The sequence below is a fragment of the Myceligenerans salitolerans genome (assembly GCF_017349295.1).
Classification (GTDB): Bacteria; Actinomycetota; Actinomycetes; order Actinomycetales; family Cellulomonadaceae; genus Myceligenerans; species Myceligenerans salitolerans.
Window position 1 is genome coordinate 88,916 of record NZ_JAFMPK010000009.1, and the last position, 22,273, is coordinate 111,188.

15 protein-coding genes are annotated in these 22,273 nt (G+C 69.2%); 10 read left to right on the forward strand and 5 right to left on the reverse strand.

Features of this window, described 5'->3' with window-relative positions; genetic code table 11:
- The first annotated feature begins 12 nt into the window (after positions 1 to 12).
- Positions 13 to 948, forward strand: coding sequence for an NgoMIV family type II restriction endonuclease (locus J0911_RS00820; RefSeq protein ID WP_207273496.1), 936 nt, complete (start codon positions 13 to 15; stop codon positions 946 to 948).
- Positions 949 to 1,076: 128 nt separating this feature from the next.
- On the opposite strand, the gene J0911_RS00825 is transcribed toward J0911_RS00820, so the two are convergent.
- Genes J0911_RS00825 through J0911_RS00840 form a run of 4 tightly spaced genes read right to left on the reverse strand, consistent with a single transcriptional unit; the run spans position 1,077 to position 10,555 of the window.
- On the reverse strand, positions 1,077 to 2,066 hold the full coding sequence (locus J0911_RS00825) for a PD-(D/E)XK nuclease family protein (protein ID WP_207273497.1): 990 nt from the start codon (positions 2,064 to 2,066) through the stop codon (positions 1,077 to 1,079).
- Complete coding sequence (locus J0911_RS00830; protein ID WP_207273498.1) at positions 2,063 to 7,546, reverse strand: DEAD/DEAH box helicase; 5,484 nt, start codon at positions 7,544 to 7,546, stop codon at positions 2,063 to 2,065. Before J0911_RS00830 ends, J0911_RS00825 begins: the two co-directional genes overlap by 4 nt.
- Before the next feature lie 17 nt (positions 7,547 to 7,563).
- Positions 7,564 to 8,457, reverse strand: a complete 894-nt coding sequence (locus tag J0911_RS00835; RefSeq protein ID WP_207273499.1) for a hypothetical protein — start codon at positions 8,455 to 8,457, stop codon at positions 7,564 to 7,566.
- Between the two features lie 16 nt (positions 8,458 to 8,473).
- Complete coding sequence (locus tag J0911_RS00840) at positions 8,474 to 10,555, reverse strand: hypothetical protein (RefSeq protein WP_207273500.1); 2,082 nt, start codon at positions 10,553 to 10,555, stop codon at positions 8,474 to 8,476.
- A 780-nt stretch (positions 10,556 to 11,335) separates the two neighbouring features.
- Between J0911_RS00840 and J0911_RS00845 the strand changes: the two genes are divergently transcribed.
- Together J0911_RS00845 and J0911_RS00850 are read left to right on the forward strand one after the other, a co-directional pair.
- The gene (locus J0911_RS00845; RefSeq protein ID WP_207273604.1) at positions 11,336 to 11,899 is read left to right on the forward strand and encodes a dihydrofolate reductase family protein; all 564 of its coding nucleotides are present in this window, start codon (positions 11,336 to 11,338) and stop codon (positions 11,897 to 11,899) included.
- A 145-nt stretch (positions 11,900 to 12,044) separates the two neighbouring features.
- Complete coding sequence (locus J0911_RS00850; RefSeq protein ID WP_207273501.1) at positions 12,045 to 13,109, forward strand: protein kinase family protein; 1,065 nt, start codon at positions 12,045 to 12,047, stop codon at positions 13,107 to 13,109.
- A 13-nt stretch (positions 13,110 to 13,122) separates the two neighbouring features.
- Here J0911_RS00850 and J0911_RS00855 read toward each other — a convergent pair whose 3' ends face one another.
- Positions 13,123 to 13,698 carry a CGNR zinc finger domain-containing protein gene (locus J0911_RS00855; RefSeq protein ID WP_207273502.1) on the reverse strand — a complete coding sequence of 192 codons (576 nt, stop codon included), beginning with the start codon at positions 13,696 to 13,698 and terminating at the stop codon, positions 13,123 to 13,125.
- A gap of 103 nt (positions 13,699 to 13,801) precedes the next feature.
- On the opposite strand from J0911_RS00855, the gene J0911_RS00860 reads away from it, so the two are divergent.
- From J0911_RS00860 to J0911_RS00890, 7 genes are all read left to right on the forward strand, one after another.
- Complete coding sequence (locus J0911_RS00860; RefSeq protein WP_207273503.1) at positions 13,802 to 14,983, forward strand: epoxide hydrolase family protein; 1,182 nt, start codon at positions 13,802 to 13,804, stop codon at positions 14,981 to 14,983.
- Between the two features lie 130 nt (positions 14,984 to 15,113).
- A complete protein-coding gene (locus J0911_RS00865; protein ID WP_207273504.1) occupies positions 15,114 to 15,500 on the forward strand; it encodes a VOC family protein in 387 nt (128 codons plus the stop codon).
- Positions 15,501 to 15,643: 143 nt separating this feature from the next.
- Positions 15,644 to 16,747, forward strand: coding sequence for a serine hydrolase domain-containing protein (locus J0911_RS00870; RefSeq protein WP_207273505.1), 1,104 nt, complete (start codon positions 15,644 to 15,646; stop codon positions 16,745 to 16,747).
- 106 nt (positions 16,748 to 16,853) lie between these two features.
- Positions 16,854 to 18,293, forward strand: a complete 1,440-nt coding sequence (locus J0911_RS00875) for a serine hydrolase domain-containing protein (protein ID WP_207273506.1) — start codon at positions 16,854 to 16,856, stop codon at positions 18,291 to 18,293.
- 207 nt (positions 18,294 to 18,500) lie between these two features.
- Entirely contained in the window at positions 18,501 to 19,394 is an 894-nt protein-coding gene (locus tag J0911_RS00880) for a dienelactone hydrolase family protein (RefSeq protein WP_242636087.1), read from the forward strand.
- A 111-nt stretch (positions 19,395 to 19,505) separates the two neighbouring features.
- Positions 19,506 to 21,356, forward strand: coding sequence for a helix-turn-helix domain-containing protein (locus J0911_RS20945; RefSeq protein WP_207273507.1), 1,851 nt, complete (start codon positions 19,506 to 19,508; stop codon positions 21,354 to 21,356).
- A 98-nt stretch (positions 21,357 to 21,454) separates the two neighbouring features.
- On the forward strand, positions 21,455 to 22,216 hold the full coding sequence (locus J0911_RS00890) for an SDR family oxidoreductase (protein ID WP_207273508.1): 762 nt from the start codon (positions 21,455 to 21,457) through the stop codon (positions 22,214 to 22,216).
- The last annotated feature ends 57 nt before the right edge of the window (positions 22,217 to 22,273 follow it).

Consider the following 22,273-nt stretch of genomic DNA (forward strand, 5'->3'; position numbering starts at 1 on the left):
GAGACCTTGCTGATGACTCAGCCCTCGTTTGACCACGACACCTCCGGCTCAAGGCGTGTCGACGACTCCACAGAAGCTCTCGCTGAGAGCCCCGTGCTCCTCGCACAGGAGCGGCGAGAGTTCCATGCGAGCTTGCTGGCGTCGGGAACGCTAACCGTCGACAGGAACGGAGTGCCGAGCAACGCTGACAAGCAGAACTCTCGGTCCGTCATGTGGGCTCAGGCGATCGCGAACAAGCTCAAGGTCGAGACGGTTAACGAGCGTGCAGCGGGCCAGACATCGGGTAACACGTTCGAGGACGCTGTGGCAGCTTATCTCAACAGTTCCTTCCCGGCGCTGTCGGCTTTGCGGCCTGGGGATTGGGACATCCGCAAGATCACGGGGCGGAACGCTAGCGGGGTCTCTCAGTTCGAACAGTACCGCCATCTGGCCGACCTGGACCGTGCGGTAAAGGCTGATCCAATGCTGAGGGCATCGCTAGGCAACGCATACGTCGTTGCTCCCGACGTCATCATCGCCCGGAATCCAGTAAGCGACGCCGTGCTCAACGCCGGGACACTCCTGGTCGACGAGAGCGTCGCTACACACGCAAGCCTTCGGTGCTCGGTCCAGCCTGACCCGATCCTTCACTCGGTTGTCTCGTGCAAGTGGACCCTCCGCTCGGACCGCGCCCAGAACGCTCGCACCGAGGCACTCAACCTGATCCGGAACCGAAAAGGCCAGGTGCCACACATCGTGGTTGTCACCGGTGAGCCAACCCTCTCGCGAATCTCCTCGCTCGCGCTGGGCACGGGCGACATCGATACCGTCTACCACTTCGCGCTGTACGAGCTGGAGACCGCCGTCCGGGATTCCGGGGATGACGAGCACATTGCTCTGCTCGACTCCATGGTCGACGGCAGACGCCTTAAGGATATTAGCGACCTCCCGCTGGACCTCGCCATTTGACCGAAGTGTCGGGCCACCGTGCCCTGTGTGACAAGCTCGGCCTCTGTGCCAAAATGCATTGCCAGGACAGCCATAGCGGACACGCCGATCATTCTGAGACGAGGTTTGAGCGGTGTAGATCCTGAAGGCTACATTGGTGTCGCGATGTGGGCCGCGCTGTTATGCCCCCAGCGACGCCCGGTTAGCCCGCTCTCGTTGGTTCGGGATCGTCCGAGCCGTACGAGCCTCGCATGGTCGCCGGGGCCACCAGTGATGAGTTCCCCGGGTACGCCGCTGACCCAGACGTCGCCGTCTTTAGTCTGGATGAGCACTGCAACCGCTCCGGTCGTCGCTTCCTCGATTCGTCGGAGTGTTCCCTCGACGCAGTCAGCATCGGGCCACTTAGTCGCGGCATCCCAGTGTGGCTGGCACTCCAGCCGTCGTCTGCAGAAGTAGCAGACGACCTCCGCAGGCTTCGCATCGTGCCTGCTCGACGCCCGAGCCGAGGCGACTTGCAACAACGCGTCCTTAATTTTCTCGTCGGTGACCGTCACCGGAATCGGCCCGCGGTTGAGGGAGAAGACTTCGACCCGGTCCGGCCGCAGGCCATACGTGAGCTCAACGAGATATGCATAGATCGTGAGCTGAAACTTCACCCAGTCGGGTACATCGTCCTTGGTGAAGGTCTGTGTCTTGAGGTCGATCAGGACGACTTCGGGGCCAAGTAGGACGAGGTCGGGTGTCCCGCGGAGGCGGAGCTCGGGGTCTATCATCTCTTGCTCCGAGATCACCTCATCAGGTGAGCGCGCCCCGAGCAGTGCCGCCAGTGCGGTTCCGCGCGCCAGCAGCCGCGCGCGAGCCAGTGCCCAACCGGCTGGGAGACGTCCGCCAAGCTCGGCGACATGCTCGTTGACCGCGGACGCCAACGTCTGTCGTGGGTCTTGGGCGCGGTAGCCCTCCACGGCAATCCAGCGCTTCAGCACGCGATGTGCCAACGTGCCGGTGTTGACATCCTGCGTGGTGCCCTTCGCCGTGGCGTAAGTAGTTGGACCAACGGAGGCGGGACACTCCGTCAGGCGCCATGCGCGGGTGGGGGACAACCACTCTCGGCCTTGGTCGATCGGCGTTGCACTCGTCACGCCGGTGCGTCCATCGCTTCGGCGAGCTGCAGCACGCTGCCGGGGTCACGGTCGAGCGTTAGGCTGTCGAGAATCACGGCCGGGACACCCGGCGCGGCCACCTCAGCAAGGGCCACCGCCTCTGCGAGACGGTCCGACATCAGGACGGTGTCCGCAGACTCGAGTGGGTGACGCACGACGAGGACGCGGTCGCCTTGCGGGTGCTCGAAGCGGACAGCGCCCGTGGCGTCAGGGAGCACCTCCGCGGAGTAGCCGTGCGCCCACGCCTCGGCGGCTCGCTGGAGTACTTGCTCGTCGACCTCGAGCTTGCCGTGCAGCAGAACGTGGAGCAGATCGCGAGCCAGCCGCCAGTCGAGCAGCGCGTGGTACGAGATGTTCCCGTAGTCGCGGAGGCACCGGTAGCAGGAGGCGGAGCAGTCGTCGGCGTGCTCGGGCTCGGCGAGCTTGTCGAGGTGCTTCCCGATCGCCTTGATCAGGTCGCGGAGTTCTTCCGCACGCCCGAGGTGCGTCGAGAAGCCAGCGCCGTTCTCTAGCGTGTCAGCGATGAAGGCGTACGGCGCGGACTCCCCGTTGCTCGCCAGCCCCGCGAACATGCCGGCGACGAGCTCCAGCGGCTCAATATCCAGCTCCGCCGCGGCGACCCTGCGGATCAGGAAGGCAAGGGAGTACCACGCCGCGCGGCGTCCGTCGGAGATGTCTGGTGCCCCGTATGGCTGCGTCCCACCCGAAAAGTTCAGGCGGATGCCCTCGCTGGGAATCGTGCCGCTTTGCGGGCCGAAGAATAGGAAGTCAGTCGGCTGCACGGCGCCGAGCGCCACGGGGTCGAGCGCATCCCCCGCTGCAAGGGCTTGCGGGATGATCCCCTTGTCTATGGCCTCCACCGAGACGTAGCCGCCCCAGTTCTGGCCGCCCGCAGCTGCCGCCTTGAACGTGAAGAGCTTGCCGCCGTTGTCATTGATCACGAACCGGCGCCCGGGGCCAGAGTATGCGATGGCTGAACCGACCGTTGCCGAGTCGAGGGCGTTGAGGTCGGCGAGTGCCCGTGCCGCCATCGCACGAGGCGACCAGGAGAAGTTGCCATCGAAATCGCGTGGCTTCCAGGCACGGAATCCGAGCGGTTCGCGCAGTGACATCTTGGCGAACCCGTCCGGCCCGTAGCCACACTGTGGGCAGGTGACGATGTCGCCCAGGTCCTCGTCGGAGAGATAGGAGCAGGAACGGCAGAGGTAGATGGTCCGGTCGTGACCGAGAGGATCGCCGTCCGCATGCTCCACCCGGCGCCCGGCCGGCTGGAAGGCAGCGAGCCCGATCGAGGTGTAGATCTGTCGGTCGCGGACGACCTCGCTCATCGGGGCGAATTGGCTTGAGGCGATAGCCAGGTCGCGGTCGATAACGTTGGCCGGCGGCCACGGGTAGGTCTTGAACGGCCGTTCCAAGTAGAGGTAGCGAACGCTCGTCGGGAACCCGAACATCGGCAGGACGCCGGCTTCGGCGAGCCGCTGGCTGAGATCCTCGTGCCCCACCGTTCCGTCCGCAGCCGCCCTGTCGATGAGGTCTGGCAGCTCGGCGATGCAGGCGGACGCCAGGTTGCTGGCCTCGGGTGCCAGCGGCGTCCGATCAGCGAAGGCTTGTGCAACTTGCTGTACCGTCGCAGCGTGGCTCGTGAGCCAGTCCACGAGGTAGGGTCGCGCGGCGTGCCAGTCAGTCACCTGGCCGAACGCCCCGTGAACATTGACCGTCCGCGTGAAGTCCAGGCCGTCATTTGTCATCGCTGTCTCGACGTCGCGCATCGCCCGACGTAGCACCTCAGCGCGGAGCGATCGGGCGAAGATCTCCTTGCGCCCAGTCGCCAGGTATGGCTTTGGCGTCGGATCGTTCGTGATCCGCTCGGGCTGGTCAAAGTAGTACTCGTCGTGGCTCCGGCCCCTGCACACTGTCAGCGCTATAGCGACTGGGCTGCCGCGCCGCCCGGCACGACCGACGCGCTGCTGGTAGTTGAACCGGGTAGGCGGCATGTTGCCGAGTACGACGGCTGATAGTGCGCCGATGTCGACACCAGCCTCCATCGTGGTGGTGACGCTCAGCAGGTCGATGCCGTCGGCCTCGCCGACCTCCGGATCGGCACCGGAATCGAGGAAGACACCCTGGAAGCGTGCCTGGCGGCCTTGGGCATCGATCCGGTCGGTCTGGCCGGTCAGCTCTTCGGTGTTGAGCCGGAAGCGTCCGGCCTGACGGGTCGCCTTCCAGCCGTAGTAGTCGCTGGTCGGGTCGACCGACTCAGCGTCGACCGGGAGCGCCTTGTAGCAGTGGACGCAGAACCCGCAGCTCCGGCTCAGATGCTGTCGTCCGCAGTTGTCGCAGACCCACGCCTTGCCGTTGCTCTGGCGGAGCAGCACCCTCGTCGGGTCGATGAGGTAGTCACGCACAGCAGTCCCGCACTTCAACGTGAAGACGTTCTGCAACTGGATAGCCGTCGGCCCGCCGGCCTGCTCGATCGCCTTCCAGAAGTTCCGAAGCTGCGCAGGCGGATCCTGTCGTGGCGTCCTCATCCCTTCGAAACGGCGCGCGTTCGCAAGGACCCGCAGGCTGGCGCGGGTGTAGGCCATGTCGTCCGTCGCCAGGATGTCGAGCGGCTCGTCGTCGCTACTCAGCGCCAGCCAGCCGAGGCCGAGCGACTCAAAGTCACGACCGCCACCGGAGAACAGCCCGTCGAGAATCTCGGCGAGGAGCTTGACATTGATCTCCGCGAGGAGCGCCTGCTGCTCGGCCGACAGGTTTGAGCGGGGCTGCGGTGGCGTCAGCGACCAGTCATAGAGACCGGTCCATTTGCGGCCTGAGGCCGTCTTCTCGATGCTCGCGTGCGGCCCGCCCGGGTTGAGGCCGAGCATGAGGAGCTTGGCTGAGATGGCGCCAGTTGAGGCGTCGACCGTCGGCCCCTTGCTGAGACTCAGGATCAGGCCGGGCTCGTCTGCTAGATCGTGTCCGGGCCGACCTTCCCAAGTGTCGCGCAGCTTCTGGAAGACCAGCGCGTCATGCTTCTCCAGCCGGTCGAACGCCGCCCACGACTCGGGCGTCTTGTCGCCATCAACAACGTGCGCCCGCGCCAGGGCGATGTCGGGCGCGATGTCCGCCGACGCCTGCATCTGCTCGTGGAGCAGGAGACGCAGGAGGTCTTGGTAATGACGCAGCCCGAGGCCAGAGGAAAGCTTGGCGGCGTCTTGCCGACTGTCGGTGAAGAGAATGACCTTACGGTCGTTGTCGCCCATATCCGTCGCCAACTCGGTCGTGAGCACCTGGTTGATCTTCTCGAAACCTGTGCGCATAGTCCGGATGGGGGAGCGCTGAGTGCGCTGGTCGGTGTGCGGCAGCCGAACTCCGCCGGGGCCCCACTGGATCTCCCAGTCGTCGCCGCAGCTCGGGCACGTAGTCGGGAACGGGCTGAGCTGGGCGGGGTCGCGCCTGGTGCGCCGCGCCGCGGGAACCACTGCGTGAAAGGTCCATCCGGTGTGTCCACCATGTGGCCGGGCATTGCGTATGCCGCCGCTGGCCGGAGTCAACTCACTGCGGCGGAACTCGTACTGGACGTTGCCGCCGTCGCGCGTCCAGTTGCTACCTGGCAAGGTCGGCAGGGTGTTGGCCGTGTTCGGCCAGTAGACGAGGTAGTTGTTGGCCGTCCGCTCCGACTGGACCTGGTCAGGCAGCTTGCCGAGCTCGGGTACGTCCGCCAGTAGGAGAGTCTTGACGACGTTCCGCTGGGTCGCGCCCTCCGGCGTAAAACCGCCGAGCATGACGTCGCCGCAGTTCTGGCAGTAGAGAAGCTCAAGGACGCGAGCACCGCAGCCACAGCGCGTGACAGGCTCACGGAAGAGTCGGCCGACCGGTCGCGGTTTCTCGTCCTGCGGGCCGAGCGTGCATGCCGGATCGCTGCACGCCCAGACGCCCGGCACATTCCGGAAGAAGTAGTGCGCCCGCACCTTGGGATCGGCATCGACGGAATTATCCGAAAGGGCAGAGAGCAGCCGCTTGAGCGCAGTCTCACGGTCGGTCTCCGGCGCCTCAGAGAAGACCTTGTCGGCCAGCGCTGCCAGCGGCTTCGCGACCGGAATCTCCGGTGCGTCGTCCGACTCCTTGGTGAGGAAGGCGCGCCGGAGCGTGTCGGTCAGGCCGGCATCGCGAACGATCCGCGGCGTCGCGGATTCCTCGGAGTCGAGGATCTGGGTAGCCAACGACGCCGTGCCAACGGGGGCAGTCCCCGGCATAGATAGGGTCCCCGGCACGAACTCGAAGGAGCTGGCGTCGACCCCGAAGAACTCCTCCAAGTAGTCCTGGTCGCGCTCGGCGTCAATCGAGGCAGAGGCCGCCAACACACGGAGCTGGTCCGGATGCTCATCCAGCCCGAGGCGCTGCTTGAGGTTGCGCAGCAGGTAGGCGACCTCAGTCCCCGCTGTGCCGCGGTACATGTGCAGCTCATCGACCACCAGCGTGAACCTGTGGCTTGGGTCGGCCTCCAGCCACTTCCGCGTCGAGTCGAAGTAGTGGCCGTCGCGCTCGCGCAGGAGCATGACGTTGAGCATCGAGTAGTTGGTGACCAGGATGTCGGGCGGCGCGTCGGCCATGTCCCAGCGAGAGCGCATCTCGGCGCCATCAAGCCGGGGAACGAAGTACCGCACCTCGTCGTTGCCAGTCTCCTGCGCCACCTGGGCTGCCCGCAGCCCGCGCAGCTCTGTCGCGTTGAGGACGTCGCGGAGCCGCTCGACCGCACTGTTGGTCTCGCGGCTGCCGGTCACCGGTGTCGCGCCGGTGTAGCGCCCGAAGTAGAAGCGGTGGCCGTGGCGGTTCGCGTCCAGCCAGCTCCGAGCGGCATCGCTGTCCAAGGCGCGTCGCATACGCATGAGCTGGTCGTCGACCAAGGCGTTCATCGGGTAGAGCACGAGGGCACGCACGGCTCGGTCGCGGCCCGTCTCACCCTGGCGCTGTGAAGCGAACGGCGTGCCGCCCTGTTGCCACCAGGGGCAATAGGAGGCGGGGCTGCCCGCCCAGGTGCGGGACTCTTCGAGCAGCGAGCCGAGAACCGGGAGCAAGAATGACTCTGTCTTACCCGAGCCCGTGCCCGCCGTCACGATCATGTTGGTGCCCGCTGCCATCCCGGCGGTGAGTGCCCGCTCCTGGTGCAGGTAGAGCGGGCGGTTTGCAGGAATGAGCCCGCAGGCAGCGAAGTCGGCCAGCTCGCTCGGCGCCCCGCAGGTGGCGACCGAGGTGCTCAGACCGTGCGGCCTACTGACGTACTCCGGGCGCAGTTCGACGAGCGGCAGACGGTAGGCGCCGTTGTCGCGGTCGAAGAGGGCGCGTCGCTCGTGCTCCAGCCGCTGGTCGGCCAGCCCAAACGGCGTGTCGTAGTAGCGGAAATACGCCTCGCGCAGCCGGTCGAATGTGCCCGTGACGTCGAGACCATGGTGGGAAGGGGGCTGGGGAGTGGCCATCGGTACCTCTGGCTGAATCACGAGATGACAGTGACGCGCTGGCGAATGGATTCTCCCACCAGCTCGACGATCTCTTTGGGGACATTCGGATAGATCGCGGTGCCGACGGCCCGCCCGAACCGGGTCGGGAGGCCGCTGCACAGCACAAGTGCGCGGGCTTGAAGTGGCGGTAGCGGTGCACCCTGGTCTACGAACGCCGTGCCGATCTCCTGACCCGCCATGGTGCGCTCAGGGCGCCAGCGGATGACGGATAGCCCGCAGCGGGCGAGTTCGAGAAGGATCCCGGTGGCGTGGTCGGTGTGGTGCCAGTTTTTGCCGGACCGGAAGAGGTAGCTCGGCCGCCCGAGCGCCGTGAACCGGCAGAGCCCGTCAGCAGCTGGAAGCCCAGGGGAGAATTGGTGCCAGTCCTCAGTGAGTGTCAGATGCTCGACCACGTCGCTACGGCTCGGCGATGCCGCCAGGTCGCCGAGTCCAATGGGGCTAAGGCCCTCCGCAATGTTGCGGGCGGCGCAGCCGACGAAAGCGATCCCGAGCTCGGCGAGGTCGGATCGCAGCGCGTCGATCGAGTCTGACTGCACGTAGACCGAAGATGGCGCACAGAGCGGCGCACCGTGGCTGCTCTCGTGCTCCTCGACCTGGACGGCGAAGACGTCTTCCAGGCGCTCCAGTAGCCCGATTCGCCGCTGACCCACGAGCACCGCCGTCCCCCCTGCACCAGGTGTCAAGGTGGCAACGGCGGGAGCGATCGCCCAGCGATCATTCGCCCAATCGATCTCGGCGTGGCCGAGGGAGGAGACATCTCGGAGCCAGCGTCCGGTGTCACGCGGTCGCGGGCTCCGGTCCGCGCTTCGAGCGGCCCACGCGATCCGTTGGCGCAGGTCGCGGATGTCGCCGGACCCGACCTCGCTCATCCAGTTCAGGAGAAGGTCAGCTCGCACTGCGGCGCTCCCAGGCTTCGAGGTACAACTTCCAAATCGGGTCGTCCAGTCGAACGGTCGCGCTGGCGGCGGCCCAGACCTGCCGGTCCTGGGTGGTGAGTTCTCGGAAGGCGGGCTCGGCAACTCGGAGACGCGTTGCTTGCCACCCCTTCGCGCGTCGCTGGAGCAGCCAAGCACCCTCGTCGCGCGCGACCTCGAAGCACATGAAGCTCGCGCCTGGAAGGAAGGTCGGAAGCGCTGGCTCCTCGAGCAGCCGTACGTGACCACTCCGATCCACTATCCAGTTCTCCAGCGCACCTCGTCGTGCTAGTACGACGTCGTCGGTAACGAGATCGTTCGTCAGCGCGCCACAGACCTCAGCGGGTTCTCCGATCTCACGCAGGTTGCCGCCAATCCAGAAGCGACTGCCAACGCCGGGAGCCTGCCAGCCGGCATCTGGTCCGGGGCTGACGATGAACGCCAACTCCTCCCCGTCCGCCTCGATCGTGTGGATCCCGGACTCGTACGGTCCGAACCTGGCGAACGGGATCGGGAAGATCGAGGCACGGAAGGGCTGCGACCTGTTGTAGTCAAGTGTCACCTCGACCCTGCGAGGCTCGGCGCCCACCGGGAGCTCAAGATCGGGCTCGCCGCCGGCCAGATAGGTGTTGCGGCTGAGGTTGCGGAACATCGGCAGCCCGTTGATGAGCCTTGGTCGCGCCGTCGTCCCTATGCGCAGCGGCGCCGCAGTGGTGCCCGGCAGAGCTCGGGTTGCGGCTTCGAGCAGCCTTTGGTCGGAGAAAGTGACGCGGTAGTAGATCGAGTAGCCGCTGAGAAGGCGCTCGGCGTTGGTGTCCTTCATCTTCTGCCAGCCACTATCGGCTGCCGACCGCAGCGCTTCCTCAACGCCGGGGGAGAGGTGCCGTGTGACCGCGAAGACGTGCTCTTCGTAGGGCTGCACGGCGTCGACCGCCAACCAGCCGCCAGCATGGGCATTCTCCATGAAAACGAGCAGCTTGGACGGCTCGAACTCGGCGTACGACGCCTCGCCCCGGGCTGATAGCCCGACCGTCAGTGCATGTGGGGTCACTTCCGGGAGCCCAATAGCGTCGAGCATCGAGCTGTGCGGGTCGGTCGTCACGATCACCGTGAACTCTTCGCTATCGCTGGTACCCACGAGGACGTCATCTGGCGCACCCGCAACGGCCGGGACGACCCACCACGCTTCGCCTTCGTCAAGGTCGATTGCGGGGCGGATCTCCAGGCGACGGAGCCCGCTCGCCGTGATGACGTTTCCGTCCCAAGCCACGGCCAGACCATGCACGAGCGGCTCTAGGTAATCCTGAAGCGTCGCGTCGTCGAGGGCCTCCACGAATCGGTCGCTGAAGCCCTGGTTGCGGTTGTACGTCCAGACCTTCAGGAGGCTCAGCAACGTCGAGGGCGCCGGAGTTCCCGCCTGCTTCAGGCGCATGCGCTCGAAGAAGCGCGTCAGAGCGGCGCGGTCACTACGCCGGAGCAGCGTCTGGGACAGGGGATAACCGATCCGTGTGTACTCCCGGTCCTCACGGATCGTGGAGGTGCCGAAGGTGCCGGCTTGCTCTTCGAGCCACTCGTCAAGGCGCTGCCACATCGTGGCAACGCCGACGAAGGCACCACGTTCGCGCAGGTCAGTGCGGAGGACGTCGACCTCAGCATCGGTGCCGTCGGGGAGAAGAGCACGTGCCAGCCGGATGTAGTAGTTGTGTCGTGCCCCCGAGGAGTCGCTACGCATCTCTGACGCCGCCAGGACACTAAGCGCGAGCACGGGCAGCGTGGGAGGCGGGGTGGCGCGCAGCCCGTGTTGCCAGGCTCGTTCGAGTCGGGTGACCGGCTCGAACATGCTGCCATGCTTCGAGACGTCGACGACGCCTCGCACCGCCGCCGCGAGGGAGCGGACGCAGTCCTCACCGTCGTCGGCGAGTGCATCCAGCTCGTCCCGACCGACGAACATCACGACGGGCTGTCCTTCGTGGCCCTCGAAGAACTCAGCCGCCAGCTTCACCTGCCAACGGGCGTACGCCTCCGGCGTGGCGGTGGCGGCGACGCTCGGCATGAAACGGACCATACGGCAGACCGCTAGTTCGTATCGTGGAGGCTCGCCTAGGCGTACTGACTCAGCGGGTTCCACGACGTTGCGTCCCTTGTGGGCCCAGGCGTCGAACACGGGTGGGCCGGACTCACGAGCGTGGTACTGCGCTTGGGCAGCGCGTGACGGGTAGCCGGGCCGGAGTAGGTCTTGTCCGCAAGGACGCGGCCGCCGCTTGCGGGATGACGAGAACCGTCCCCCTGGCCCGTCCCAGCTCCCTTGGCAGAACGAACCCGACGTCGGCGGGCAGCGCGCGGCGGTCGAATCTGAGCTTCGGGTCATCGCACGACACGACGGTCACGTTCGTATGCGGTGGGAATTGACCGATCGTCTGTATGGCTCGGCGTGCTGGATATTCTCAGCCATGACGCGTCACGGTGCGGAGACGGTATGCGTCAGCTCGGAGATGCCTTCGACGTCCTGATCGGCCCGTTGGCCAGCGCACGGCACCCTGGTCCGGAGTGGCACGCAGCAGGCACGCCGGACCCGAGCTATCCTGGAAACCGCAGAATTCCAACGATCCAGCCCCTCCGAACCACATGATCAACTTCTGACCCGGCCGCCCGAGTGCCGGCCTGGCGAAGAGCCTCGATCCGCAACATCCGCGGCTTCGGGCCCGAGTACCAGACCGTACGCGCTGACACGATCCCCGCTGCGGACGCAGCTCACGCGCCAATTCGATCGAGCGAGATGGCCCGCCTTGCACCGACCTGTTCACCCGATCCCGACTCGTGTGAGGATGGCGCTATGCGGAAACTGACGTTCGGCATGAACGTGAGCCTGGACGGCTACGTCGCCGCGCCGGGTGGCGACATCGACTGGAGCGTACCGAGCGACGAGTTGTTCCAGTGGTGGTCCGATCGGGTCGCGGCGACGGGCCTGGCGCTGTATGGGCGCAAAATGTGGGAGACGATGAGTTCCTACTGGCCGACCGCCGATCAGCAGCCTGGCGTCACACCGGCGGAGGTCGAATTCGCCCGCCGTTGGGAGGACATGCCGAAGTTGGTGTTCTCCTCGACGACCAGGACGGTCGATTGGAACACCCGGTTGGCCACCGGCGACGCGGTCGCCGAGATCTCCCGGCTCAAGACCGAGGACGGCGGCCCCATGGACATCGGTGGCGCCACACTCGCCGCGGCGGCCATGCGGGCCGGGCTGATCGACGAGTACGTGCTGGCGACCGCACCAGTCTTGGTGGGTGGCGGCAAGCCGTTCTTCACGGCCCTGGACAACTGGGTCGATCTGAATCTGGTGGAGACCAGGGAGTTCCCCGATGGCGTGGTCCTGACGAGGTACGAGACCAGGCGCTGAGCTCCGCCGGCCGTCCCGAGCCGCGATCTCACGCCAGCCTCTACCGGCGACAGCGTCCGGTAAGGAGAACCGGGCACCTGGTCGGGCATGATCGTGATGGGTGTGTCGTGGACGGTGGCAGGAGGCAGAGTTGACGATCCCTGACATGTCCCGCACCGCGCGCCTGGCCGCGCACGGTGCCGTGTCCACCTCGCTTGCGCTGCGCAGCAACCGCGGCCTCGCCGAGCTCGTGGACGCCGGCACACCGATCGGCACCGGGATCGGCGGCCAGACCGTTCTCCTGGAGGTCGAAGGATTCCCGGTCTTCGTCAAGCAGGTGCGCCTGACCGATCTCGAACGCCGGCCCGAGAACCTCCGCTCCACGGCGAACGTGTTCGACCTGCCGCTGTTCTGCCACTACGGCGTCGGCACCATCGGCGGCCCGGGGTTCGGCGCCTGGCGGGAACTGGCCGCGCACATCATGACGACGAACTGGGTGGTGACCGGAGACCACGAGGGCTTCCCGCTCACGCACCACTGGCGGGTGCTGCCGGATGCCGGCCAGCCGCTTCCCGAGGAACTGGCCGACGTCGAACGCGCCGTCGCCTACTGGGGAGGCGGACCGGAGATACGCCACCGGATCGAGGCCGTACGGGACTCCTCGGCGAGCATCATCCTGTTCCTCGAATACATCCCGCAGAACCTGCACGACTGGCTGGACGTCCAGCTCCAGGCGGGCGACGAGGCCGCCGAGCGGGCCTGCGCCATGGTGGACCGCGAACTGCGCGCCGGCATCTCGTTCATGAACTCCCGCGGGCTGCTGCACTTCGACGCCCACTTCCAGAACATCCTGACCGACGGCGAACGCCTCTACTTCGCCGACTACGGGCTCGCGATCTCCTCCCGCTTCGACCTCGCGCGGGACGAGGCCGCCTTCCTCGACGCACACCGCGGCTACGACCGCGGTTACGCCGCCACACACCTCGTGAACTGGCTGGCCGTCGCTCTCTACGGGTACGGGCCGGACGAACGCCGGAAGGCCGTGCACTCCTGCGCGCAGGGAGTGTCCCCGGCGGGTGTCCCGGCGGCGCTCGCGGACATCATGGTCCGTGACGCGCCCGTCGCCGCGGTGATGGGGGACTTCTACCTCCGCTTTCAACGGGAGAGCCGCACGACCCCCTACCCGCTGGAAGAGCTGCGCCGTCGTGCCCGGGCGGAGGACGAGTCCTGAGCGTGCTCGGGGATCACTCCGCCGGCCCGGCAAGCCTTCGCCGGTTGGCCATGAAGCGCGCCTTCTTCTGGCGGTTCCCGCACGTGTTCATGTCGCACCACCTGCGGGTGCGGCTCCGGCTGGTGTCGAAGAACGCGGCCTGACATGTCGGCGAGGCGCACAGGGCCAGTCTTCCGTCTCGTTCGCCGGCGATGATGCTGATCGCGTCGGCCGCGATCACGCCGAGGGCGTCCTCCACACCCGAGGCCGACCTCAGGCGCCACTCGCGTTCTCCCTCGGGTGTCAGCACTGCGGCGGCCCGCCCCTGCGCACTGCGTTCGTTGATGACCTGGACGGCGGGCGCGGGAAGAGCGTCCTGGACCGCTGCCGCCGTCGCGGCGGCGTGAATCGACTCCCTCAGTTCGTGGGCGAGTGTCCACTGGGCACTGGTGCAGGAATCTACGGCCAGCCCACTCGCCGCGAGCCAGTCGACGAGTCGCTGTGGCGTGGGAATGCGTTCCACGGGGTCGCCGCACCGCTCGGTCAGCGTGGCCGTGAAGCTCGTCGCCAGCACGCTACCGAGGCGGAACTCGGGGATCTCAGCAGGCACGGAACCACCATAGCCGGTTGCCCGGCGGCGAGACGTCGTGCTAGAACCGTCATTGCCGGTTCGCCGGTCCGGAGAGTCAGCCCGCGACAGCCAGGAGGTCCCGATGTCCGGTCTCGCAAGTGACGTCCAAGCGTTCGAGGTCCGCGCGACCGACGTCGACCTCGACGATCTGCGCGCGCGGCTGGCTGCGGCGCGACTGCCTGAGCCCGAGACCATCGACCGCACCGAACACGGCCCCCGCCGATGGAGGCAGGGTGTTCCGCTCACCGACCTCGTCGACGTGGTCGACTACTGGCGCACGGGGTACGACTGGCGGTCGTTCGAGGAGCGCCTGAACCGGATCGGCCAGTTCCGCACGACGGTCGACGGCCTGGGAATCCACTTCCTGCACCGCCCCTCCCCGCGCGCGGACGCCGTCGGGCTGGTCATGACGCACGGCTGGCCGGGCAGCATCGTCGAGTTCGCCCATGTCGTGGACGAGCTGGCGGATCCGAAGAACGCGGACGCCCCGGCGTTCCACGTCGTGGTCCCGTCGTTGCCCGGCTTCGGCTACAGCGACAAGCCGGCCACCACGGGATGGGGAGTCGGGAGGATCGCGGCCGCGTGGGTCGAGCTGATGGAGCGGCTCGGCTACGGCAGGTTCGTCGCCCACGGAGGGGACTGGGGAGGTGTGGTGACCACGGTTCTCGGCGGCAGGTTCCCGGAACACGTCCTCGGCATCCACACCACCCTGGCGCAGGCACCGCCCGGGCTGTCGACGGATGGGCTGACGGAAACCGAGCGCCGGTGGGCCGCGGAGACACGCGACTTCTGGCGCTGGCGTGCGGCATACGCGAAGCAGCAGGCGACCGGGCCGCAGACCATCGGCTACTCACTTGTCGACTCGCCGGTCGGGCTTCTCGCCTGGATCCTCGACAAGTTCGCCGAGTGGTCGGACACCGAGGACAGCCCGTTCGAGAGGATCTCCCGGGACAGGATCCTCGACGACGTCACCCTCTACTGGCTCACACGAACCGGCGCATCGGCCGCCCGCATCTACCACGAGAGCCACGGCGGCGTGAACGCGCTCGATCCCGGGCTCCGGGTCGACATCCCGTCGGCGATCACGATGTACCCCCGCGACATCGAGAAGTGCCCGCGGCCCTGGGCGCAGGAGCGGTACCGACGGATCGTCCGATGGAGGCCGGCCGAGGCCGGGGGACACTTCCCGTCGCTGGAAGTTCCCGGGTACTTCGTCCGAGACGTTCAGGAAGGCCTCGCGGCGGTCCTGGCCGCTCACGGGTAGGGCGCCGACAGCGCTCCTTCCCGGTGGAGCCGGTGATCACAGGAGTCGTCGCGCGACCGCGGCCACGACCGATGACTTTCTCGGCACGCCGTCGTCAACCGTATGACCGCTCCGACGGAAGGAACCCACAATGGTCACCACGGTCCGCAGTTTCAGCGGCTTCTCGGTGGACGACGCGGACGCCGCTCTCCGTTTCTACCGCGACACCCTCGGCCTGCCCGCGCGAGAGAACGCCATGGGCGGTCTCGAGATCGACCTCACCGAGGGCTCGTCGGTGTTCGTCTACCCCAAGGGGGACGCTCACACGCCGGCGTCGTTCACCGTGCTCAACCTCGTGGTTCCGGACATCGACGACGCGGTGACGGAACTGGAGGCGGCGGGCGTGAGCCTGATCCGGTACCCGGGCTTCGCCCAGGACGAACGCGGCGTGGCGCGGAGTCCTGATCCCGCCCAGGGCCCGACGATCGGATGGATCGCCGACCCCGCGGGCAACGTCATCGCGCTCATCCAGGAGTGAGCCGGACTGGCCGAACGGGGTCCCGCGTCCCGGGCCGCGGGCTCACCGTGGGCTGCCACGAGGGCACCCGGCCGGTGGGGTTTCCGCAGCTCACGGAGGGGAAAACACCGAGTCCTCGGCGGCCCACCACTACGCTGGCGTCCATGGCGAATCCCCTGCGCGAAGTCCTGGCCCGGCACGTCGACGCGGGGACGATCCCCGGCGCGATCGCGACCTACGGCAGAGAGTGCGACCCCTTGCTCGTCGGGTCCGCGGGGACCGGCGGCGGAGCCCTGAAGGCCGACGCGATCGTGCGCATCCAGTCGATGACGAAGCTGGTCACGACCGTCGCGGCGCTGCGGCTCGTCGAGCAGGGCGCGATCGCGCTGGATGACGGGATCGAGTCGTGGATGCCCGAGCTCGCCGACCGGCGCGTGCTCGCGCATCCGATGGCCGACGTCGACGACACCGTGCCCGCGCAGCGCCCGATCTCGCTGCGCGACCTGTTGACGAACCAGTCCGGCTACGGGGTCGTCACCGTGGACTCGCCGCTGCTGCGGGCGATGGTGGACGCCGGGCTCGACGCGAACAACGAGCCGGTGGACCGGGGCGCCCAGGAGTGGCTCGCCGCCCTCGCGGCGTTGCCTCTCGCGCACCAGCCCGGCCAGGGATGGCGCTACCACCTGGGGTTCGGGATCCTGGGCATCCTGCTCGGACGAGTCGCGGGAACGAGCACCTCGGAGCTGTTGCGGCACTCCGTCCTCGGACCGGTCGGTATGCCGGACACGGGCTTCCGCGTGCCGGAGGGCCAGGAACATCGGCTCCTGGCGGCGTACCGCAGGACGCCTGAAGGGCTGGTCGAGGCGGAGCCCGCGGGCGGCGGATTCCACACGGGCCCGGCGCCGTTCGACGAGAGCCACTCCGAGCTGGTCTCGACGCTGGCCGACTACCACGCGTTCCTGCGCGCGCTGGTCGACGGCGATCTGGTCGGCCCCGCCCTCCTGGACGAGCTGCGCACCGACCAGGTCGACGCGGCGGCCAAGACTCCCGAGAGCTTCTTCCCGGGCTTCTGGGACGGCCTGGGCTGGGGTTTCGGCGTCTCGGTGACGACCGCCGGCCCGCACCGCGGACGGTTCGGCTGGTCGGGCGGATACGGCACCGACTTCTTCGTGGATCCCGACGGGACGATCTGCGTCGTCCTCGCCCAGGTCGAGATGGACGAGCAGGTGCTCGCGATGATCGGCGAGGTCCTGGAAGCGGTGGACTGAGACGCGTAGGGTCCGCCACGGCCGCAACCTCCTCCCGCGCGCCCGCCTCCCCTCCTCCCGCGCGCCCGCCGCACCGTCGGCGGACCCGTCTGGCTAGAGTGCGTGAATGCCCTCTCGTCGTGCCCTCCTGCCCCGGTCGTCACCAGGCGCTTCGGGCGTCTCGTCACGGGCCGTGCTGGCACTGCTGGACCGGCTGGAGTCACAGTCGGTCGAGTGCCACTCGATCATGGTCGTGCGTCACGGCCACGTCGTCGCCGAGGGGTGGTGGTCGCCCTACTCGGCCGACCGCCCGCATCTGCTCTACTCGTTGACGAAGTCGTTCACCGCCGTCGCCGTGGGGATCGCGATCGGTGACGGCCTGCTCTCGCTCGACGACCGGCTGGTCGACGTGCTGCCCGAGCACGTCCCCGCCGATGTGCCCGAGCAGGGACGCCGGCTCACCGTGCACCACCTGCTGTCGATGACCACCGGGCACGACTCGGACAGTCTGGACGCGGCATGGGCCCTCGAGCCGGCGGACCTCACCAAGGGCTTTCTGCGCGTTCCGTTCCCCGAGCCGGAGGGAGCGCGGCACGCCTACGACAACTCCACCACCTACGTCCTGGCCAGGATGGTCGAACAGGTCACGGGCACGGGCCTACCGGAGTTTCTCGACGAGCGTCTCCTCGCACCGATGGGGATCGACCACGCCGAGTGGGACCGTCTCGCCGGCGGCGCAGCCTTCGGCTTCCACGGGCTGCATCTCACGACGGAGGCCGTTGCCGCCTTCGGCCAGCTGCTGCTGCGCGGCGGCCGCTGGGGCGACCGGCAGCTCGTCCCGCGCGAGTGGGTGGACCTGGCGACCCGCCGACACGTGGGGACCCGCCAGGTCGAGGGTTGGTCGGAGAACCCGGACTCGCTGTGCGGGTACGGCTATCAGTTCTGGATGTCGCGTCACGGGTATCGCGGTGAGGGCTCGTTCGGCCAGATGTGCCTGGTCGTCCCCTCGCACGATCTGGTGGTGGCGCTGACCGCCGGCATCGGCCAAGGCGGAGAGACCTTGCTCGACCCCGTCTGGGACCACCTGCTCCCCGGCCTGGACCACGCCGAACCCGCCGACAGCGCCCGGGACGACGGCGCCCTCGCCGAGCGCCTGCGGAACCTGGCGCTTTCTCCACCGCGGGGAACCTCGGGGCCGGACCACGTCGTCCGGGCGAGGCTCGGCGCCTGCGCCGGCTCGGCGATGCCCGAGGGCACCTCCGTGGTGGTCGAACCCGGGGACGGCGGATGGACCCTGCGGCTCGGGTCGGTGCCCGGCATCGATGCCGGGCACCGCGCGTGGCGCGAGAGCTCACCGCTCGGGCGCCCCGTCGTCGCGGCAGGTGCCTGGCAGGAAGACACGTTCGTCGCCGACGTGTACGTCATCACCACCCCGCACCGGATCCGGCTGGAGGTCGACACCAGGGCCGGCACCGCGACCGCCAGGTGGAACGTCGTTCCCCTCACCGATCCCCGTCTGGAACCGCACCTGCGCTCCCCGCTGATGACCCGGCCCGACGTCGCCTAGGTGTGCGGCCGGTTCGGGGCGGTCGCGGGCCCCGTCGCCGGCATCCGGTCATGCTCGCGCGCACGATCAGGGGCGCCGTGCCCGTGGTGGTGGCACGGTTCGCGCGGGCGGACCGGTGATCTTGCCGATGCCGCACAAACCGACCGGTCGGATAGTTGAGGCACGCGGGGCTTTGCCGAACGTCCCGCAGACGTCAAGGAGGACGCCATGCAGTCACGCACCGCCACGCACCCATCGCACCACCGCCCACGCCGTCGTCGGGCGCTCGCCGCCGCCGTGGCCGCCGCCGCGGTCGGCCTCGGCGCCTTCGCCGCACCCGCGCACGCCGCCGACAACCCCTACGAGCGCGGACCCAACCCCACCGAGTCGAGCATCGAGGCGACCCGGGGCCACTACTCCGTCTCCGAGGAGTCGGTCTCCTCGCTGGCGCCCGGCTTCGGCGGCGGCACCATCTACTACCCGACCACGCGCACCGACGGCACGTTCGGTGCGGTCGCCGTCGTGCCCGGGTACACGGCGTCCGAGTCCTCGATCGAGTGGCTCGGCGCCCGGGTGGCGTCCCAGGGCTTCGTGGTGTTCACCATCGACACCACCACGCGCCTGGACCAGCCCGCCCAGCGCGGCGACCAGCTCCTGGCCGCGCTCGACTACCTCACCGAGCGCAGCGACGTGGCCGACCGGGTCGACCCGTCCCGGCTCGCGGTGATGGGCCACTCGATGGGCGGCGGCGGCACGCTCGAAGCGGCGAAGGACCGGCCCTCGCTCAAGGCGATCATCCCGATGACCCCCTGGAACCTGGACAAGACCTGGGGTGACGTCGAGGTCCCGATGCTCGACTTCGGTGCGGAGTACGACAGCATCGCCTCGCCGGCCTCCCACGCCAAGCCCTTCTACAACACCCACGGCGGCGAGAAGATGTACATCGAGCTGAACTCGGCCGGGCACTTCGCGCCCAACTCGAGCAACACCACGATCGCGAAGTACTCGATCTCGTGGCTCAAGCGGTGGGTCGACAACGACACCCGCTACACGCAGTTCCTCTGCCCGACCCCGACGAGCTGGCTCTACATCGAGGAGTCCGCGAGCACCTGCGGGTTCTGACCCCGGCGCTCCCGGCTCACGACGTCCCGCTCCCGGGCGGCGGTCGCGCGAACCCGCGGCCGCCGCCCGGCGTCTTCCGTACCGCCTGGTCGGTCGGTTATCATCCGGAGGGTGCGACGGAGCATGCCGGAGCCTGCTGCCCCGACGGCGCGGTCCGGCAGGGCGGACCGCGAACCGGCGTCGGCCACGCTGCGCCGCCTCGACGACGGCGGCATCGCCCTCGTCGTCCGGCCCGCCGACGCGCCGCTCGTCGCCGACGCCGCCCGCACGGGCGGCACGGTGCTGCTCCGCGTCGCCGGTACGCCGGGCGGCGCCCACGAGGAACTCGCGCGAGGGCTGACCCTCATGGGGGACGGTCCGCTCGGGGACGCCTACGCCTCCCTCATGCTGGCCCGCTCCCTCGCCTCGGGCGCGACGGGCGACGCGTCCGCGGAGCTCGCCCGCACCGCCGGGCTCGCGGCCGCCGACGCCGCCTGGGCCGCCGGTGACCTCGATGCCTGCCGCGACGCGATCGACGCCGCGGATACGATCGTGCCGGCGCCCGACGGCGGTCGCGCCGACCCCGTCTCCCGCGCCGACCCTGTCTCCCGCGCCGACCCTGTCTCCCGCCCCGACCCCGTTCCGCGCCCGGCGGCCGCCGACGCCGACCATCTCGCCGACCACCTCGGCGGCCTGCGCGCCCTGCTGGAGCAGCGCCCGGCGGACGCCGTCGGGCCGCTGCGACGCGTGGTCGAGGCACCACGCCACGGGGCACCGGCCGCGCTGCACCGGGCATCGGTGGCGGCGCTCCTGCTCGGGGACGTGGTGGTGTCGGCGGGCCTCGGCCGTGAGGCGCTCGCCGCGGCCCGTGCCGCAGGACGCGACGACGTCGCCACCCTCGTGCTGGAGTACCTCGCCTACGCCGAGATGCGCTGCGGGCGCCACTCCCGCGCCCGTGCCCACGCCACGGAAGGTCTCGACCTGGCGCTGCGCGCCGCACGATCGAACTCCGCCGCGCACCACCACGCGGTGCTGGCGCTCACGGCGTCGGTGGAGGGCGACGGGGACGCGGTGCGGCGGCACGCGGAGGCGGCGCTCGCCACCGCGCGACGGCACGGCCTGACCCAGACGCGCACGCTCGCGGAGTGGGCGCTGGCCCGTGACGACCTCGGGCACGGCCGTGCCGACTCCGCCGCCGCACGCCTGACGGCGCTCGCCCGCGAGGACCGGACCGGAGCCCACTTCGCGATCCGGCCGCTGCTGCTTCCCGACCTGGTCGAGGCCGTCGTGCTGGCGCGACGCCCGGAGCTGGGCGCCCCGGCCGTCGCGGCGTTCACCGCGTGGGCGGAGTTCGGGGTCGATGCCCAGGCTGCCGCACAGGCGTTCCGCTGCAGGGCGCTCCTCGCCGCGTCCGGCGTCGCGGTTCCGGGCGAGGGTGGCGGCGAGGGCGGCGGCGAGGCCCCGTGGCCGCCCCGCCCCGTCCGCGGCGAGTGGTCCCCGCCCGGGCCGCACCGCGACGACCCGGGCGAGCTGTTCCTCCGTGCCCTCGACCTGCACCAGAACGACCCGGGTGACCTGGAGCGAAGCAGGACGCAGTTCCTGTACGGCCGGTGGCTGCGGCGGCGGCGCCGGCTCCGGGCCGCGCGCGACCAGCTGCGCGACGCCCTGCACGGGTTCGAGCGGTGCGGCGCCACCGGGTGGGCGGACCTGGCCCTGGGGGAGCTGCGTGCCGCGGGCGCGCCACCCACCCGGGCGGCGCCGTCGCTCGCGGCGCTCACCCCGCACCAGCTCCGCATCGCCCGGGCGGTCGCGACCGGAGCCACGAACCGGGAGATCGCGCAACAGCTCGCCGTCAGCGTGCGGACGGTGGACCACCACCTGCGGGGGATCTTCGTCGCGCTGGGGGCGCGTTCGCGGGTCGACGTCGCGCGGATGGTGCACCGGGACCTCGATGCGGTACCGTCTCCTCATCAAACCGACTAGACGGTATGATCGGGTGGTGCCGGCGGTGCGTGACCGGCATCCCGCGGCCCCGGTGCCGCACGGCGGGTCACGCACGGACGCACAGGGAGGTGCACCGCATGGCAGACAGGTTCGAGGGCAGGGTCGCCGTGATCACCGGCGCGAGCCGTGGCATCGGCTTCGCGATCGCACGGCGGCTGGTCGCCGAGGGCGGCTCCGTGGTCATCACGGGCCGCGACCAGGAAGCGCTCACGGCCGCGGTGGCCGAGCTCGGCGAGGAGCGCGCCGCGGGCGTGGCGGGCAAGGTGGACGACGCCGCGCACCGCGCGGCCACGATCTCCGCCGCGGTCGACCGGTTCGGCGGCCTGGACCACCTGGTCAACAACGCGGGCATCAACCCCGCCTACGGGGCGCTCGCGGACCTGGACCTCGCCGCCGCCCGGAAGATCCTCGAGGTGAACGTGATCGCCGCCCTGGAGTGGGCTCGCGACGCCGTCGCCGCGGCGGGGGCGACGGGCGCCGGCGGGCTGCGCTCGATCGTCAACCTGTCGTCCGTCGCGGGCACGGGTGCCTCGCCGGGCATCGGCTTCTACGGGGTCTCCAAGGCCGCGCTGATCAACCTGACCCAGCAGCTCGCCGGCGAGCTCGCGCCCGACATCCGGGTCAACGCGCTGGCGCCCGCGGTGGTCCGGACGTCGTTCGCGCGCGCCCTGTACGAGGGGCGCGACGAGCAGGTCTCCGCGGAGTACCCGCTCCAGCGTCTCGGTGAGCCGTCCGACGTCGCGGGGCCGGCCGCCTTCCTCCTGTCCGACGACGCCGCCTGGGTCACCGGTCAGACGCTTCTGGTCGACGGCGGGGCGAGCATCCGTGCGCTGGGCTGACGGCGGCGCGCACGACCGGCGGCCTGCCCGGGCCGCCTCGGGGAGGTGATGGAGGAT

Coding starts and splice junctions, on each gene's coding strand:
- J0911_RS00890 (WP_207273508.1), top strand. CDS start 21,455: ATGGCAGACAGGTTCGAGGGCAGGGTCGCCGTGATCACCGGCGCGAGC.
- J0911_RS00865 (WP_207273504.1), top strand. CDS start 15,114: ATGGTCACCACGGTCCGCAGTTTCAGCGGCTTCTCGGTGGACGACGCG.
- J0911_RS00820 (WP_207273496.1), top strand. CDS start 13: ATGACTCAGCCCTCGTTTGACCACGACACCTCCGGCTCAAGGCGTGTC.
- J0911_RS00880 (WP_242636087.1), top strand. CDS start 18,501: ATGCAGTCACGCACCGCCACGCACCCATCGCACCACCGCCCACGCCGT.
- J0911_RS00850 (WP_207273501.1), top strand. CDS start 12,045: ATGTCCCGCACCGCGCGCCTGGCCGCGCACGGTGCCGTGTCCACCTCG.
- J0911_RS00830 (WP_207273498.1), bottom strand. CDS start 7,546: ATGGCCACTCCCCAGCCCCCTTCCCACCATGGTCTCGACGTCACGGGC.
- J0911_RS00875 (WP_207273506.1), top strand. CDS start 16,854: ATGCCCTCTCGTCGTGCCCTCCTGCCCCGGTCGTCACCAGGCGCTTCG.
- J0911_RS00845 (WP_207273604.1), top strand. CDS start 11,336: ATGCGGAAACTGACGTTCGGCATGAACGTGAGCCTGGACGGCTACGTC.
- J0911_RS00870 (WP_207273505.1), top strand. CDS start 15,644: ATGGCGAATCCCCTGCGCGAAGTCCTGGCCCGGCACGTCGACGCGGGG.
- J0911_RS00860 (WP_207273503.1), top strand. CDS start 13,802: ATGTCCGGTCTCGCAAGTGACGTCCAAGCGTTCGAGGTCCGCGCGACC.
- J0911_RS00840 (WP_207273500.1), bottom strand. CDS start 10,555: ATGCCGAGCGTCGCCGCCACCGCCACGCCGGAGGCGTACGCCCGTTGG.
- J0911_RS00835 (WP_207273499.1), bottom strand. CDS start 8,457: ATGAGCGAGGTCGGGTCCGGCGACATCCGCGACCTGCGCCAACGGATC.